The following is a 16,868-nucleotide window of genomic DNA, read 5'->3' as shown; positions in this document are numbered from 1 at the left end:
GTCTGTGGACATGGACAGCAGCATCGAGGACGCCGGAGCCCTGTCGGGCGGCGCCGAGCAGACGGATCCGGCCGAGGCGCCGCAACCGACGCCCGTGGCGGCGTCGGTGCCGGGGCCCTCGACCGCGGTGGAGGCCTCCGCGCCGGACTCCGCCGTGCCGGCTCCGCCGGAGACCGGTGCCGAGCGCGTGGCCATACCGCCCACCTCGCTGTCCCCGTCCCGGGCGGGCGACTTCATGCAGTGCCCGCTGCTGTACCGGTTCCGGGTGATCGACCGGCTGCCGGAGAAGCCGAGCGCGGCGGCGACCCGGGGCACGCTGGTGCACGCGGTGCTGGAGCGGCTCTTCGACGCGCCCGCGGCGGAGCGGACCGCGCCCAGGGCCAAGGCGTTGGTCCCGGGCCAGTGGGACCGGCTGCGGGAGAGCAGGCCGGAGCTGACGGAGCTGTTCGCGGACGACCCGGACGGGGAGCGGCTGGCCGGGTGGCTTCAGGAGGCGGAGCGGCTGGTCGAGCGCTGGTTCACGCTGGAGGATCCGACGCGGTTGGAGCCGGCCGAGCGGGAGCTGTTCGTGGAGGCCGAGCTGGAGTCGGGGCTGCGGCTGCGCGGGATCATCGACCGGGTGGATGTGGCGCCGACCGGTGAGGTGCGGATCGTCGACTACAAGACGGGGAAGGCGCCGCGGCCGGAGTACTCCGAGGGCGCGCTGTTCCAGATGAAGTTCTACGCCCTGGTGGTGTGGCGGCTGAAGGGGGTCGTGCCGCGGCGGCTGCAACTGGTGTATCTGGGCAGCGGGGACGTGCTGACGTACGACCCGGTCCTGGCCGATCTGGAGCGGGTGGAGCGCAAGCTGCACGCGCTGTGGGACGCCATCAGGCAGGCCACGGAGACCGGGGAGTGGCGGCCGCGCCCGACCAAGCTGTGCGGTTGGTGCGACCACCAGGCGCACTGCCCGGAGTTCGGCGGCACTCCCCCGCCGTATCCGTTGCCGGTGAGGGCGCGCGAGTCCGGGAGCGTGTCGCAGGGCAGAATGGGCCCGGACTAGCGAAGGAGTGTCAGGTGGCCATCCGTGTCCTACTGGTCGACGACCAGCCCCTGCTGCGTACGGGTTTCCGGATGATCCTGGAGGCCGAGCAGGACATCGCGGTCGTGGGCGAGGCCGGTGACGGTCTGCAGGCCCTCGATCAGGTGCGGGCCCTGCAGCCGGACGTGGTGCTGATGGACATCCGTATGCCGCGGATGGACGGGGTGGAGGCGACCCGGCAGATCACCGGGCCCGACCGGTCCGGTCCCGCGAAGGTGCTGGTGCTGACCACGTTCGATCTGGACGAGTACGTGGTGGAGGCGCTGCGCGCCGGCGCGAGCGGTTTTCTGCTGAAGGACGCGCCCGCGAACGAACTGGTGCAGGCGATCCGTGTGGTGGCGGCGGGTGAGGCGATGCTGGCGCCGAGCATCACGCGGCGGCTGCTGGACAAGTACGCCACGCATCTGCCCTCCGGCGAGGAGCCCGTGCCGGACACGCTGAACACCCTCACCGACCGTGAGGTGGAGGTGCTGAAGCTGGTGGCGCGAGGTCTGTCGAACGCGGAGATCGCCGCCGACCTGTTCGTCAGCGAGACCACCGTGAAGACGCATGTGGGGCATGTGCTGACCAAGCTGGGTCTGAGGGACCGGGTGCAGGCGGCGGTGTACGCGTATGAGAGCGGTCTGGTGCGCCCCGGCGCGCAGTGAGCGCGCGCACGTCCGGTACGACGGCGAAGGGCGCCCCTCCCGTGTGGAGATGGGCGCCCTCGGTGTCAACGGGCGTCAGCTCTTGCTGAGTTCCCAGAACCGGAACACCGTGGAGGCGTCCAGGCAGTACTCCAGGCCGTAGACGCCGTCGCGGGCGACCGCGTACTGCTTGGCCTGCCAGACGGGCAGGACGGGCAGTTCGGTGGCGACGATGTTCTGCAGCCGGCCGAAGTCCTTGTCGGTGGCGGCCCGGTCGCTCTGCGCGGCGGTGTCGGGGATGAGGGTGCCGGTGATGGTGCGGTTGCTGTAGTTGTTGTCCAGCACGTTGCCCTTGCCGAAGAAGGGTGCGGTGAAGTTGTCGGCGTCGGGGTAGTCCGGGATCCAGCCCTTGACGTAGACGCCGTACTTGCCGGCCTCGATGTTCTTCTCGTACTGGTCGAAGGCGACCGACTTGACGTCGGCCCGGAACATTCCGCTGGCGTTGAGCTGCCCGGCGATGGCCTTCAGCTCCTCGTCGGTGGCGGGGCCGTAGCGCGACGGCGTGGACCACAGGGTGAGCTTGACCTTGCCGTTGATTCCGGCGGCGCGCAGTGCGGCGGCGGCCTTGGCCTGGGAGGGGCGGGCGCCGTAGGTGTCGAAGAAGGCCGTGTTGTGGCCGACGATGCCCGCCGGGATGATCGAGTACAGCGGGGTGGCGGTGCCCTGGTAGACGTTCTTGATGAGGGCGTCGCGGTCGACGAGGTAGGCCATGGCCTTGCGGACCCCGAGGTTTCCGGCGACCGGGTCCTTCATGTTGAAGACGAGGTGCTGGACTTCGGCGCTGCTGCCTTCGATGACGTCGACGCCCTTGCCCTCCTGCTGGTCGAGGCCGGCGACGTCGGAGGCGGACAGGCCTCGGTAGGCGATGTCGACGTTGCCGTCGAGGAGGGCCTTCTTCAGGGCTGCGCGGTCGCCGTGGAAGAACTTCATGGTGACGCCGGAGTTCTTGACCTTGGCGGTGCCCTGGTAGTTGCCGTTGACGGAGAAGACCGCCTGGTCCTTGTCGAAGGAGTCCAGCTTGTAGGGGCCGGAGCCGATGGCTCCGTGGTCGGTACGCAGGCCGTTCGCGTCGTACTGGCGGTGGTCGACGATGGAGCCGGCACCGGAGGCGATCTTGCTGGGGAAGGTGGCGTCGGACGTCTTCAGGTGGAAGACGACCGTCCTGGCGTCCGGGGTGTCGACGCTGCCGAGCATCGGGAACATGACCGCGGGCCCCGCGGGGTCGTTGATCTTCAGCATGCGGTCGAAGGAGAACTTGACGTCCTTCGAGGTGAGGGCGTCACCGTTGCTGAACTTCAGGTCGTCCTTGAGGGTGCACTGGTAGACCGAGGCGCGGGAGTCGGTGAAGGAGCATTCCTTCGCCAGTTCCGGCTGGGGTTCGGTCTGGCCCTTGGGGAAGCTGAGCAGCGACTGGAAGACGTTGTCGAACAACAGCCAGGAGCCGGGGTCGTAACCGGAGGCGGGGTCCGTGGCGAGGACGTCGTCGGACATCCCCATCACCACGGAGGAGCCGGTGCCCCCGGAATCACCGCTCTCCGAGCCGCAGCCGGTCAACAGGCCGGAGGCCAGCCCCGCCACGATGGGCAGGACTGGCCACTGGTTGCGCATGTTCACTTGAAATGTGCCTTGTCGTCGGTTCGTCACCCGGGTCCGCCGTCCTGGTCCCGGGCTGTCCGGGGCAGCCGTCCCTGGCCCCCGGACGAGAGAGCCGTCAGCCGCTCACACCGCGGCCGAGCTCCCACAGCTGGAGCGTAGACGAGGAGTTGAGGGCGTAGGCAACGCCCGTGATGTCGTCCCGTGCGGCGACGTACTGCTTGCCCTGCCACAGCGGCAGGACCGGGACGTCCTCGGCGACGATGTCCTGGATCGCCGTCAGGCTCTTGGCGGCGTTGAGCCGGTCGGCCTCGCGGCGGGACTCCGGGATCAGGGTGCGCTGGATGGCGCTGTTGGAGTACGGCGAGCCGAGGAAGTTGTCCTTGTCGAGGAAGGGTGCGAGGAAGTTGTCGGCGTCCGGGAAGTCGGGGAACCAGCCCATGCCGTAGACGTCGTACTGGCCCTTCTGCTCGGCGGGCCGGAAGACGTCCCAGGGGTGGCCCTGGATGGATGCGTCGAACAGGCCGCTGTCGTTGAGCTGCTTCTGCAGGACCTCGAACTCCTTCTTCGTGGCGGAGCCGTAGTGGTCGGTGGTGTAGTGCAGGGTCAGCTTGACCGGGGTGGTGATGCCGGCCTTGGTCAGCAGGTCCTTGGCCTTGGCGACGCTGGGGTTGCCGTACTTGTTGAAGAACGAGTTGGAGTGGCCGGTGACGGTGGCGGGGACGAGCGAGTACAGCGGCTCGGCCTGGGTGCCGTAGACCTTGGAGACGACTTCCGCGCGGTCGATGAGCTGTGCCATGGCCTGGCGTACGGCCTTGGACTTCACGCTGGGCGCGTTGGTGTCGAAGGCGAGGTAGCGGATCTCCAGACCCGGCATGTCGACGAGGTCGACCTTGTCGTCGCCGCCGGCGTCCAGCTTCTGGATCTGCGCGGGCGACATGGTGCGGCTCATGACGTCGATGTCACCCTTGTCGATGGCGGCGCTCATGGCGTCGGCGTCGGCGAAGGAGCGCAGCTCGACCTTGTCGTTGTTCACCTTGAAGTAGCCCTTGTAGTTGGGGTTCTTGGTGAAGGTGGCGGCGGACATCGCGTTGCCGCTGACGTCGGCCTGCAAGGTGTAGGGGCCCGAGCCGTCGACCTCGAAGCCGTCGCGCAGCTTGTCCTTCTGGTAGTCCTTCGGGTTGATGATGCCCGCGACCGGGGTGGACAGCTTGTACGGGAAGGTGGCGTCGGCGGTCTTCAGGTGGAAGACGACCTCGCGGTCGCCCTGCGTCTCGATGGTGTCGATGGTGTTCAGCAGGGAGGCGACACCGCTGCTGGACTTGATGCGCAGGGCGCGCTCGATGGAGTACTTGACGTCCTGGGCGGTCACCGGGTCGCCGCTGGCGAACTTCAGGCCGTCGCGGAGCTTGCAGGCGTAGCGCTCGCTGCCGCTGTCGGTGAAGGAGCAGCTGTCGGCGGCGTCCGGGACGGGTTCACCCTCGCCCTTGGGCTGGGCCATCAGGGTCTGCACGGTCTGGCGCAGGATGTTCCAGGTGCCGACGTCGTAGGCGTAGGCGGGGTCGAGGGGCGCCGGGGCGTCGCTGGTGGTGGTGAACCGGTCCGTGGTGCCGACGACGATGGCGTCACCGCTCTTGCTCCCGCTGCCGGATCCGCCACACGCGGCGAGAACCGGGGTGAGCAGGCCGGCCACCGCCGGCAGCACCAAAGTCTTGCGGTTCATGCGGGAGTTTCTCCAGAGCTGTTCGGGTCCGTGTATCCGACATGCATGGGTGGTGCGGCGGATCACGGGGGGTTGCGGCGATGTTCTCGCGATGAGATTAGTCCGCGCCCGCAGGAGGGTTCACGGCCCCGCGAGTTGACCCCCCATCACGCAGTGAAACCAGGTGCGGACACACCGAAAACCCGACAGCGGCAGGATTAGTGCAGCATCCCATCAATCGGGACACAAAGACCCGTCATCCCGGGCCGAACGGGGCCGTTCTGCACACTTGACCCTGATTGTCGAGGGCCCTTGGGGTGGCGAACGTCACACTCCCAACTGTACGGGGAGTCAGTGGAATTCGGCCCGTCGGCTGGTCATGAATTCCACTTGGGTGTACTTCCCCGGAAATTTGTCCAGCCCGGCCAATGGACTTTTCACGCTGGGTGAACGGCTAGAGCATTTCCGTCATCAGGCCGCGCAGAAATGCCAGGTCGACCTGCTCCAGAGAGGTCACCACGGTGCGTCCGGCGGCAGGGCTGATGGGGGCGACGGAGGGTACGGCGACGACGCGGCAACCGGCGGCCTCGGCGGCGGCGACACCGGTCGCGGTGTCCTCCACCACCGCGCATCTGTCCGGCCGGGCCCCGAGCCCCGCCGCGGCGAGCAGGTAGGGGTCGGGGAAGGGCTTGGTGCGCGAGACCTCGTCGCCGGCGATGGACAGGTCGAAGTGGTGGGCGCCCAGGACACTCAGCACGCGGTCGATGATGCGCCGGTGGGAGGCCGAGACCAGGGCAGTCGGGATGCCGTCCTCGTGGAGTTCGGCGAGCAGGCCGGCGGCGCCCGGCATCAGCGGCAGGGCACGGTCGATGCGGTCCTCGAAGCCCTCGTTGAGCAGCACGGTGAGTTCGGCGAGGGTGATGTCGGCGCCGGTGGCCTCGATGAGGAAGCCGGCGCTGCGGGTCATGGGTCCGCCGACCACGACGTGCCGCCAGGACTCGTCCAGGGTGTGGCCGAGGGCGGCGAAGACCTCGACCTCGACGTCCCACCAGAATCCCTCGGTGTCCACCAGAGTGCCGTCCATGTCGAGGAGCACCGCCTGCAGGGCGGAGCCTTCGGCCGTAAGGGTTCCGAGCGCGGGGACCGTGCTGGTCATCCGGGCGCACCTCCTCGAGGGACGATCAAGCCGGTTCCCGGACAGGGAACCGGCCTGGTGGACCGACCAGTGTACGTCTCCGGCGACGGAAACGCCTCGTTTATCACTCGTGGCCGGGGGTACCCCTTGGATCACCCCCGGCGCAGGCCAGAGGGCCGTCGGTGTGCGGCGAAGCCGAGAAGGGCGAAACCGCGGGAGGGCTCAGCGGGCGTTGAAGTACTTCGCCTCCGGATGATGGATCACGATCGCGTCCGTGGACTGCTCGGGGTGCAGCTGGAACTCCTCGGACAGGTGGACGCCGATCCGCTCCGGCCGGAGCAGGTCCGCGATCTTGGCGCGGTCCTCCAGGTCGGGGCAGGCGCCGTAGCCGAGGGAGAAGCGGGCGCCCCGGTACTTCAGGGCGAACATGTCCTCGATGTCGGCCGGGTCCTCACCGGCGAAGCCGAGTTCCGCGCGGACGCGTGCGTGCCAGTACTCGGCGAGCGCCTCCGCCAACTGGACGGACAGGCCGTGCAGTTCGAGGTAGTCCCGGTAGGAGTTGGCCTCGAAGAGCTTCGCGGTCTCCTCGCCGATGCGCGAGCCGACGGTGACGACCTGCAGGCCGACGACGTCGGTCTCGCCGGACTCCTCCGGGCGGAAGAAGTCGGCCAGGCACAGCCGGCGGCCGCGGCGCTGGCGCGGGAAGGTGAACCGGGTGCGCTCGTTGCCCCGCTCGTCCAGGATGATCAGGTCGTCGTCCTTGGACACGCAGGGGAAGTAGCCGTAGACGACGGCCGCTTCCAGCAGGTTCTCCGTCTGCAGCCGGTCCAGCAGGCCGCGCAGCCGCGGGCGGCCCTCGCTCTCCACCAGTTCCTCGTACGACGGCCCCTCGCCGGTGCGGGCCTGCTTCAGGCCCCACTGGCCCTTGAACAGCGCGCCCTCGTCGAGCCAGCTCGCGTACTCCTTGAGCTGGATGCCCTTGACGATCCGGGTGTCCCAGAACGGCGGGGTCGGCACCGGGTTGTCGGTGGCGACGTCGGAGCGGACGTGCCCCTCCTCGGGGCGTTCCTCGACCTCGACGGCGGTGGCCCGCACCCGGCGCTGGCGCAGCTCGGGCAGCTTGGCGCCCGGCACGCCGCGCTTGACGCCGATGAGGGCGTCCATCAGGCGCAGGCCCTCGAAGGCGTCGCGGGCGTAGCGGACCTCGCCGTCATAGATCTCGTACAGGTCCTGTTCGACATAGGCACGGGTGAGGGCGGCGCCGCCGAGGATGACCGGGAAGCGGGCGGCCAGGCCGCGCTGGTTCAGCTCCTCCAGGTTCTCCTTCATGATCACCGTGGACTTCACCAGCAGCCCCGACATACCGATCACATCGGCCCGGTGCTCCTCGGCCGCCTCCAGGATCGCGGAGACCGGCTGCTTGATGCCCAGGTTGACGACGTTGTAGCCGTTGTTCGACAGGATGATGTCGACCAGGTTCTTGCCGATGTCGTGCACGTCCCCGCGCACGGTCGCCAGCACGATCGTGCCCTTGCCCTCGGCGTCCGACTTCTCCATGTGCGGCTCGAGATGGGCGACGGCCGCCTTCATCACCTCGGCGGACTGCAGCACGAACGGCAGCTGCATCTGGCCGGAGCCGAACAGTTCGCCGACGACCTTCATGCCGTCCAGCAGGGTCTCGTTGACGATGTCCAGCGCCGGGCGGTCCTTCAGGGCCTCGTCGAGGTCGGCCTCCAGGCCGTTGCGCTCGCCGTCGATGATCCGCCGCTTGAGGCGCTCCTCCAGGGGCAGCGCCGCCAGCTCCTCGGCCTTGCCCGCCTTCAGCGACTTCGCAGTGGCACCCTCGAAGAGCTGCATCAGCTTCTGCAGGGGGTCGTAGCCATCGGACCGCCGGTCGTGGATCAGGTCCAGGGCCGTGCTGACCTCTTCCTCGTTGAACCGGGCGATCGGCAGGATCTTGGAGGCGTGCACGATCGCCGAGTCCAGGCCCGCCTTCACGCACTCGTCCAAGAACACACTGTTGAGCAGGATGCGGGCGGCCGGGTTCAGGCCGAAGGAGATGTTGGACAGACCGAGGGTGGTCTGCACATCCGGATGGCGGCGCTTCAGCTCGCGGATCGCCTCGATGGTGGCGATGCCGTCCTTCCGGGACTCCTCCTGACCGGTGCAGATCGTGAAGGTCAGGGTGTCGATGAGGATGTCCTCCTCGCGGATGCCCCAGTTCCCGGTCAGATCGGCGATCAGCCGTTCGGCAATCTCGACCTTCTTCTCGGGGGTGCGGGCCTGGCCCTCCTCATCGATGGTGAGGGCGATCAGAGCGGCGCCGTGCTCCTGGGCCAGCCGGGTGACCCTGGCGAAGCGGGAGTCGGGACCGTCACCGTCCTCGTAGTTCACCGAGTTGATCACCGCACGGCCGCCGAGCTTCTCCAGACCCGCCTGGATGACGTCGACCTCGGTGGAGTCCAGCACGATCGGCAGCGTGGAGGCCGTCGCGAACCGGCCCGCCAGCTCCTCCATGTCCGCCACCCCGTCGCGGCCGACGTAGTCCACGCACAGGTCGAGCATGTGCGCGCCCTCGCGGATCTGCTCCCGGGCCATCTCCACACAGTCGTCCCAGCGACCCTCCAGCATGGCCTCACGGAACTTCTTCGAGCCGTTGGCGTTGGTCCGCTCGCCGATGGCCAGGTAGGAGATGTCCTGGCGGAACGGCACCGTCTGGTACAGGGAGGCCGCCCCGGGCTCGGGGCGCGGACTGCGCTCGGTCGGGGTCAGGTCCCGGACGCGCTCGACGACCTGGCGCAGGTGCTCCGGCGTCGTACCGCAGCAGCCGCCGACGAGGGAGAGGCCGTACTCGCGGACGAAGGTCTCCTGGGCGTCGGCGAGCTCGGGCGCGGTCAGCGGGTAGTGGGCGCCGTCCTTGCCGAGGACGGGCAGGCCCGCGTTGGGCATGCAGGACAGCGGGACGCGGGCGTTGCGGGCGAGGTAGCGCAGGTGCTCGCTCATCTCGGCCGGGCCGGTGGCGCAGTTCAGGCCGATCATGTCGATGCCGAGCGGCTCCAGCGCGGTGAGCGCGGCGCCGATCTCGGAGCCCAGCAGCATGGTGCCGGTGGTCTCGACGGTCACCGACACGATGACCGGCAGGTCCAGGCCGAGGGCCTGAAGGCCCCGGCGGGCGCCGAGGACGGCGGCCTTGGTCTGCAGCAGGTCCTGGGTGGTCTCCACGAGCAGCGCGTCGGCGCCGCCGGTGACCAGGCCTTCCGCGTTGCGCTGGTAGGCGTCGCGCAGGGTGGTGTAGGGGGCGTGGCCCAGGGTGGGCAGCTTGGTGCCGGGGCCGATGGAGCCCAGCACCCAGCGGGGGCGGCCGTCCCGGGCGGTGAACTCGTCGGCGGCCTCGCGGGCCACTCGGGCACCGGCCTCGGACAGCTCGTACACGCGCTCGGAGATGTCGTACTCGCCGAGGGCGGAGTGGTTGGCCCCGAAGGTGTTGGTCTCGACGCAGTCGACGCCCACGGCGAAGTACGCCTCGTGGACGGAGCGGACGATGTCGGGGCGGGTGAGGTTGAGGATCTCGTTGCAGCCCTCGAGCTGCTGGAAGTCCTCGAGTGTGGGTTCCTGGGCCTGGAGCATGGTGCCCATGGCTCCGTCGGCGACCACCACGCGTGTGGCGAGCGCCTCTCGGAGCGCGGACGCACGGGTCCGGCTGTCGGCGGAAGGGGACGGTGGCAACGAGGCCATGAAGGGGCTCCCTAGGTGCGACGGCTGTCGGCTATGCGGTATCCCCGGCAGGCGGGGAGGCCGCACGGCGCCAGACTAACCGGGAGTCGGCTTGGATGGGCACCGGCGTCCACGAGGCGGACGCCTGGTGGCGGGTACCCCACAGCCAGGCCACGTGTGATGTAACAAGTGCCGTCGGACCATTGGCGGGAGATCGGCATGGACCGGTAGTGTTCGACATTGCCGAACGGTGTTGTCGAGCACCCCGGCGGCAGTCGAGGAAGACGGAGGCAGGACGGCGATGGCACGGAACATCCAGTCGCTCGAACGGGCGGCCGCGATGCTGCGGTTGCTCGCGGGCGGCGAGCGGCGGCTCGGCCTGTCGGACATCGCCTCGTCACTCGGCCTCGCCAAGGGCACGGCCCACGGCATTCTGCGCACCCTCCAGCAGGAGGGCTTCGTGGAGCAGGACGACGCCTCCGGGCGCTACCAGCTGGGCGCGGAGCTGCTGCGCCTGGGCACCACCTACCTGGACGTGCACGAGTTGCGGGCCAGGGCCCTGGTATGGACCGACGACCTGGCCCGTTCCAGCGGGGAGAGCGTGTATCTGGGGGTCCTGCACCAGCAGGGCGTGCTGATCGTGCACCACGTCTTCCGGCCGGACGACAGCCGGCAGGTGCTGGAGATCGGCGCCATGCAGCCGCTGCACTCCACGGCGCTCGGCAAGGTGCTGTCGGCCTACGACCCGGTGGCGCACAGCGAGGCGCTGGAGGCCGACCGGAAACCCTTCACGGACCGCACGGTGTGCGACATGGAGGACTTCGAGCACCTTCTCGACATGACACGCGCGCGTGGATACGCGGCGGACGTCGAGGAGACCTGGGATGGCGTGGCGTCGGTCGCCGCGCCCATCCACGACCGGCGCCGTATGCCCGTGGGCGCGGTCGGCATCACCGGGGCCGTGGAACGGCTGTGCCAGGACGGGCAGCTGCGTCCCGAGCTGATCGCGGCGGTGCGCGACTGCGCCCGCGCGGTGTCCAGGGACCTGGGCGCGGGACGGTTCTGAGCGCCCGGCGCTCCCTCGACGGCACGCCTGGGGACCCCCGGGGGATGACCGGAACGCCGGGCGGCGTTCCGGTTCTCGCCCTACCCTGAAACCGACATATGGGGCTAATGCCCACGTCAGCGCGCGAAGAGTGATATCCGGCAGCGATCAATAACGATCCTGTTTTCGATAACAGAACCCTTGACGCATGCGTAACGCCGAAGCAAGACTCCCGTCCATCGGTCGGCATTGTCGAACACCTACCGGCAATACGCGCTAGAGTGTGACAACGCCAAGGACCGGCAATCGCTCTCACCCCCGAGGGCGCCAGAACCACCGGAGGGACCCGGGGTTCGGCTATCCCTGGACGAAGGACAAAGGAGTCGCGGGTGTCCAGCTCCGACATCTTCATCGGCGAGACCATCGGTACCGCCATACTCATCCTGCTCGGCGGCGGCGTCTGCGCGGCCGTCACGCTGAAGGCCTCCAAGGCCCGTAACGCCGGTTGGCTCGCCATCGCCTTCGGGTGGGGCTTCGCCGTCATGACGGCCGTGTACATCTCCGGACCGCTGTCCGGTGCTCACCTCAACCCCGCCGTCACGGTGGCTCTCGCCATCAAGAACAGCGACTGGAGCAACGTCCCGGTCTACTTCGCCGGCCAGCTGCTCGGCGCGATGATCGGCGCGACCCTGGTGTGGGTCGCCTACTACGGCCAGTTCCACGCCCACCTGACCGACAAGGAGATCGTCGGCGGTCCGGGCGCGCAGGCCATCGCGGCCAAGGCGGTCGAGGCCCAGGAGAAGGGCGCCGGCCCGGTCCTCGGCATCTTCTCCACCGGTCCGGAGATCCGCAACGCGGCGCAGAACCTCGCCACGGAGATCATCGGCACGGTCGTGCTGATCCTCGCGGTCCTCACGCAGGGCCTGAACGACAAGGGCAACGGCCTCGGCATCCTCGGCGGTCTGATCACCGCATTCGTGGTGGTGTCGATCGGTCTGTCACTCGGCGGTCCGACGGGCTACGCGATCAACCCGGCCCGTGACCTGGGGCCGCGCATCGTGCACGCCCTGCTGCCGCTGCCCAACAAGGGCGGTTCCGACTGGGCCTACGCCTGGGTCCCGGTCGTCGGTCCGCTGATCGGCGGCGCCATCGCCGCGGGCATTTACAACGTCGCCTTCGCTTAGACAACGCCTCGAAGCACGCGCCGTACGGACAGCCCCCTTACCACGGATCCTTTCAGGAGCACACAGTGACCGACGCCCACACCGCAGGCCCGTTCATCGCCGCGATCGACCAGGGCACGACCTCCAGCCGCTGCATCGTCTTCGACCGGGACGGCCGTATCGTCTCCGTCGACCAGAAGGAGCACGAGCAGATCTTCCCCAAGCCGGGCTGGGTCGAGCACAACGCCAACGAGATCTGGACCAACGTCCAGGAAGTCGTCGCCGGGGCCATCGCCAAGGCCGGCATCACCCGTGACGACATCAAGGCCATCGGCATCACCAACCAGCGCGAGACCACCGTGCTGTGGGACAAGAACACCGGTGAGCCCGTCCACAACGCCATCGTCTGGCAGGACACCCGCACCGACGCCCTGTGCAAGGAGCTGGGCCGCAACGTCGGCCAGGACCGCTTCCGCCGCGAGACGGGCCTGCCGCTGGCCTCGTACTTCTCCGGGCCCAAGGCCCGCTGGCTGCTCGACAACGTCGACGGCCTGAAGGAGCGCGCCGAGGCCGGCGACATCCTCTTCGGCACCATGGACACCTGGGTCATCTGGAACCTGACCGGCGGTGTCAACGGCGGCAAGCACGTCACCGACGTCACCAACGCCTCCCGCACCATGCTGATGAACCTGCACACCACGCAGTGGGACGAGAAGATCGCCGAGTCCATCGGCGTGCCGCTGGCGATCCTGCCGGAGATCCGCTCCTCCGCCGAGGTCTACGGCGAGGTCACCGGCGGCAAGCTCGGCGACGTGATCGGCGGCATCCCGGTCGCCTCCGCGCTCGGCGACCAGCAGGCCGCCCTGTTCGGCCAGACCTGCTTCTCCGAGGGCGAGACCAAGTCCACCTACGGCACCGGCACCTTCATGGTGATGAACACCGGTGACAAGATCATCAACTCCTACGCCGGTCTGCTGACCACGGTCGGTTACAAGATCGGCGACCAGCCGACGGTCTACGCCCTGGAGGGTTCGATCGCCGTCACCGGCTCGCTGGTGCAGTGGATGCGCGACCAGATGGGCCTGATCTCCACCGCCGCCGAGATCGAGACGCTCGCGCTCTCGGTCGAGGACAACGGCGGCGCCTACTTCGTGCCGGCCTTCTCCGGCCTGTTCGCCCCGCACTGGCGTTCCGACGCCCGCGGTGTGATCGCCGGTCTGACCCGGTACGTCACCAAGGCGCACCTCGCGCGCGCCGTCCTGGAGGCCACCGCCTGGCAGACCCGCGAGATCGCCGACGCCATGGTCAAGGACTCCGGCGACGAGCTGGTGGCCCTGAAGGTCGACGGTGGCATGACCTCCAACAACCTGCTGATGCAGACCCTCGCCGACGTCCTGGACGCGCCCGTGGTGCGCCCGATGGTCGCCGAGACCACCTGCCTCGGCGCCGCCTACGCCGCCGGTCTCGCCGTCGGCTTCTGGTCCAGCACCGACGAACTGCGCGCCAACTGGCGCCGGGCCGCCGAGTGGACCCCCCAGATGGACGCGGACACCCGCGACCGTGAGTACAAGAACTGGCTCAAGGCCGTCGACCGGACCATGGGCTGGATCGAGGACGAGAGCTGAGCGGCCCACACCAGCTCAGACATCTCTGACGAGGAGTAAGTACCCGACATGACCAGTCAGTCCACCCTGAGTTCCGTGCCTGCCCTGGGGACGCACCCGGCCTCCGGCTCCAACCCGAGCCGGGCCGAGACCAGGGAGCAACTCTCCAAGGCGTCGTACGACCTTCTGGTGATCGGCGGCGGCATCCTGGGCATCTCCACCGCCTGGCACGCCGCGCAGTCCGGCCTGAGGGTGGCTCTGGTCGACGCCGGCGACTTCGCCGGTGCCACCTCCTCCGCCTCCTCCAAGCTGCTCCACGGCGGTCTGCGCTACCTGCAGACCGGCGCGGTGAAGCTGGTGGCGGAGAACCACTTCGAGCGCCGTGCGGTCTCCCGCCAGGTGGCCCCCCACCTGGCGAACCCGCTCACCTTCTACCTCCCCGTGTACAAGGGCGGGCCGCACGGCGCGGCGAAGCTCGGCGCGGGCGTCTTCGCCTACTCCGCGCTCTCCGCGTTCGGCGACGGGGTGGGCCACCTGCTCTCCCCCGCCAAGGCGGCGCAGGACGTGCCCGAGCTGCGCACCGAGAACCTCAAGGCCGTGGCCGTGTACGGCGACGACCAGATGAACGACGCGCGCATGGCGCTGATGACGGTCCGCGCGGCCGTCGAGGCGGGCGCGGTCGTCCTGAACCACGCCGAGGTCGCCGGCCTGCGCTTCACCAACGGCCGGGTCACCGGCGCCGAGCTCAAGGACCGCCTGTCCGGCGAGGAGTTCGGGGTCAACGCCCGCCTGGTGCTGAATGCGACCGGCCCCTGGGTCGACCACCTGCGCCGGATGGAGGACCCGAACGCGGCACCGTCCATCCGCCTGTCCAAGGGCGCGCACCTGGTCCTGAAGCGCACCTCCCCCTGGAAGGCAGCGCTCGCGACCCCGATCGACAAGTACCGCATCACCTTCGCCCTCCCCTGGGAGGACATGCTGCTGCTCGGCACCACCGACGAGGAGTACGAGGGCGACCCGGCGGACGTGTCCGTCAACGACAAGGACATAGCCCAGATCCTGGACGAGGCCGCGTTCTCCGTCCGGGACCAGCAGCTCCAGCGCGACCTGATCACCTACGCCTTCGCCGGCCTGCGGGTGCTGCCGGGTGGCCCCGGGGACACCGCCAAGGCCAAGCGCGAGACCGTGGTGACCGAGGGCAAGGGCGGCATGCTGTCCGTCGCGGGCGGCAAGTGGACCACCTTCCGGCACATCGGCCGTACGGTGATGCAGAAGCTGGAGGCGCTGCCGGGCCACCCGCTGGGCGACGACTTCGAGCCCATCTCCTCGCTGCCGAAGAAGCTGCCGCTGCCCGGTGTCGCCAACCCGCGCGCCGTCGCCCACCGTCTGCTGGTGGACCGGCCGGCTCCGGGTCCGCGCATGGCCGCCGACACCGCCAGGCACCTGGCCACCCACTACGGCTCCCTGGCCTTCGACATCGCCCGCCTGGCGAACGACAACCCGGAGCTGGCCGAGCGTGTCCACCCCGACGCGCCGGAGATCTGGGCACAGGTCGTCTGGGCCCGTGACCACGAGTGGGCCGAGACGCCGGACGACGTGCTGCGCCGCCGCACCACGCTGACCATCCGGGGCCTGGCCACGGACGAGGTCCGCGCGAAGGTGCAGGACCTGCTCGACAAGAAGTAGGCCTCGGTGGCGTCCGGTCCGTTTCCCTGACCGGGACCGGCCGCCTCCGCAGCGCCGGACCGCCGCACCGGGTCCGGACATCCGAGAGGGGCGGCCCCACGCCGATGGGGCCGCCCCTTTCGCCTGCGCGGGGGGCGTTGTCAGTGCCGGGTGCTTCCATGGGGGCATGAACAACGATCAAGCGGATCCCGCCGAACTGGCGGCTCTGCGGGAGGCCTTCGCGGTGGACGGCGGCGGCGACTCCGCCCTCGGCTGGGCGGCCGTGCACGCCTTCGAGGCGGAGCACCGCGTGGTGCTGCCCGAGCCGTACCGGACGTTCGTGGCCGAGGCGACCGACGGGTCCTTGCAGGGGCCGCCGGAGTACGGGATGGCCGGGCTGCGCCGGGGCGCCGAGCACCAGCGGCTCGCCGAGCCGTTCCCGCTCAGCCGGGCGTGGGTGTGGGAGGAGGACGACGGCCCGTACGAGGACCCCGAGGCCGTGATCGAGCGGGTCGCCCACGACGGTTCCCTGCGGCTGGGGACCGACGGCTGCGGCATGGACTGGCACCTGATCGTCACCGGCCCGCACCGGGGTCACATATGGCAGATCACCGGTGAGGGCGCGGTGCCCTTCGGGGCGGAGTTCGGTCACACCGCCGGCGAGCCCGGCTTCGCCGGCTGGGTGCGGCACTGGGCGGACGGCAGGGAGTGGTTCGACGCCGCGCCCGCATAATGACCGCTGAGACATCCGATGTCTGGCGACCAGGGAGGCCGGTCATGGCAGTCACCGATGAGGCGATCGAGAAGATCAAGGGCATGATCGTCTCCGGTGCGCTGCGGCCCGGGGACCGGTTGCCCAAGGAGAGCGAGCTGGCCGCCGAGCTGGGACTGTCGCGCAACTCGCTGCGGGAGGCCGTCCGGGCACTGTCGCTGATCCGGATCCTGGACGTGCGGCAGGGCGACGGCACGTACGTCACGAGTCTCGATCCGCAACTGCTGCTGGAGGCGCTGAGCTTCGTCGTGGACTTCCACCGCGACGACACCGTGCTGGAGTTCCTCGCGGTGCGCCGGATCCTGGAGCCGGCCGCGACCGCGATGGCGGCCTTCCGGATCGGCGAAGAGCAACTGGACGCACTGTCCGTCCAGTTGGAGGCCCTCGGCGACCAGCCCTCGGTGGAGGAGCTGGTCGCCGCCGACCTGGAGTTCCATCGCGGCATCGTGCGCGGCGCCGGCAACTCGGTGCTGTGCTCGCTGCTGGACGGCCTGTCGGGGCCGACCACCCGGGCCCGGATCTGGCGGGGTCTCACCCAGGAGGACGCGGTCGGCCGCACCCTTCGCGAGCACCGGGCGATCCTGGCCGCGCTGCGGGACCGGGACGCGGAGGCGGCCCGCTCCTGGGCGACCGTGCACATCGCGAGCGTGGAGCAGTGGCTGCGCAGCACCCTGTGAGCATGGGCAAACGCCTGTGCCGATCCGGTCG

General features: G+C 69.5%; 12 protein-coding genes. 8 read left to right on the top strand and 4 right to left on the bottom strand.

All coding sequences use genetic code 11. The features are described 5' to 3' along the window. Window positions 1–10 precede the first annotated feature (10 nt). A complete protein-coding gene (locus ACWGJ5_RS17115) occupies window positions 11–1,042 on the top strand; it encodes a PD-(D/E)XK nuclease family protein (RefSeq protein ID WP_453310522.1) in 1,032 nt (343 codons plus the stop codon). A 14-nt stretch (window positions 1,043–1,056) separates the two neighbouring features. After that, on the top strand, window positions 1,057–1,728 hold the full coding sequence (locus tag ACWGJ5_RS17110; protein ID WP_228618649.1) for a response regulator: 672 nt from the start codon (window positions 1,057–1,059) through the stop codon (window positions 1,726–1,728). 75 nt (window positions 1,729–1,803) lie between these two features. On the opposite strand, the gene ACWGJ5_RS17105 is transcribed toward ACWGJ5_RS17110, so the two are convergent. From ACWGJ5_RS17105 to metH, 4 genes are all read right to left on the bottom strand, one after another. Further along, a complete protein-coding gene (locus tag ACWGJ5_RS17105; protein ID WP_453310521.1) occupies window positions 1,804–3,381 on the bottom strand; it encodes an ABC transporter substrate-binding protein in 1,578 nt (525 codons plus the stop codon). Between the two features lie 97 nt (window positions 3,382–3,478). Further along, entirely contained in the window at window positions 3,479–5,083 is a 1,605-nt protein-coding gene (locus tag ACWGJ5_RS17100) for an ABC transporter substrate-binding protein (protein ID WP_453310520.1), read from the bottom strand. 433 nt (window positions 5,084–5,516) lie between these two features. Beyond that, window positions 5,517–6,218: an HAD family hydrolase gene (locus tag ACWGJ5_RS17095; RefSeq protein ID WP_453310519.1), complete on the bottom strand. Its 702-nt coding sequence runs from the start codon at window positions 6,216–6,218 to the stop codon at window positions 5,517–5,519. A 201-nt stretch (window positions 6,219–6,419) separates the two neighbouring features. Next, window positions 6,420–9,932, bottom strand: coding sequence for a methionine synthase (metH, locus tag ACWGJ5_RS17090; RefSeq protein ID WP_453310518.1), 3,513 nt, complete (start codon window positions 9,930–9,932; stop codon window positions 6,420–6,422). Between the two features lie 280 nt (window positions 9,933–10,212). Between metH and ACWGJ5_RS17085 the strand changes: the two genes are divergently transcribed. The 6 genes from ACWGJ5_RS17085 (at window position 10,213) to ACWGJ5_RS17060 (ending at window position 16,837) form a co-directional block, all read left to right on the top strand. After that, a complete protein-coding gene (locus ACWGJ5_RS17085) occupies window positions 10,213–10,977 on the top strand; it encodes an IclR family transcriptional regulator (RefSeq protein ID WP_453310517.1) in 765 nt (254 codons plus the stop codon). Between the two features lie 368 nt (window positions 10,978–11,345). Further along, window positions 11,346–12,140, top strand: coding sequence for an MIP/aquaporin family protein (locus tag ACWGJ5_RS17080; protein WP_453310516.1), 795 nt, complete (start codon window positions 11,346–11,348; stop codon window positions 12,138–12,140). Window positions 12,141–12,205: 65 nt separating this feature from the next. After that, on the top strand, window positions 12,206–13,744 hold the full coding sequence (gene glpK, locus ACWGJ5_RS17075) for a glycerol kinase GlpK (protein ID WP_453310515.1): 1,539 nt from the start codon (window positions 12,206–12,208) through the stop codon (window positions 13,742–13,744). A gap of 48 nt (window positions 13,745–13,792) precedes the next feature. Further along, window positions 13,793–15,409, top strand: coding sequence for an FAD-dependent oxidoreductase (locus ACWGJ5_RS17070; RefSeq protein WP_453310514.1), 1,617 nt, complete (start codon window positions 13,793–13,795; stop codon window positions 15,407–15,409). Window positions 15,410–15,575: 166 nt separating this feature from the next. Then, window positions 15,576–16,121 (top strand): SMI1/KNR4 family protein, encoded by a 546-nt coding sequence (locus ACWGJ5_RS17065; protein ID WP_453310513.1) that lies wholly within the window; start codon window positions 15,576–15,578, stop codon window positions 16,119–16,121. 44 nt (window positions 16,122–16,165) lie between these two features. Next, complete coding sequence (locus ACWGJ5_RS17060) at window positions 16,166–16,837, top strand: FadR/GntR family transcriptional regulator (RefSeq protein ID WP_453310512.1); 672 nt, start codon at window positions 16,166–16,168, stop codon at window positions 16,835–16,837. Window positions 16,838–16,868 lie beyond the last annotated feature (31 nt).

Source organism: Streptomyces sp. NPDC054783, from assembly GCF_053611725.1.
Note: the sequence above shows the minus strand (reverse complement) of the source record. Positions and strands in the feature narration are given on the sequence as shown.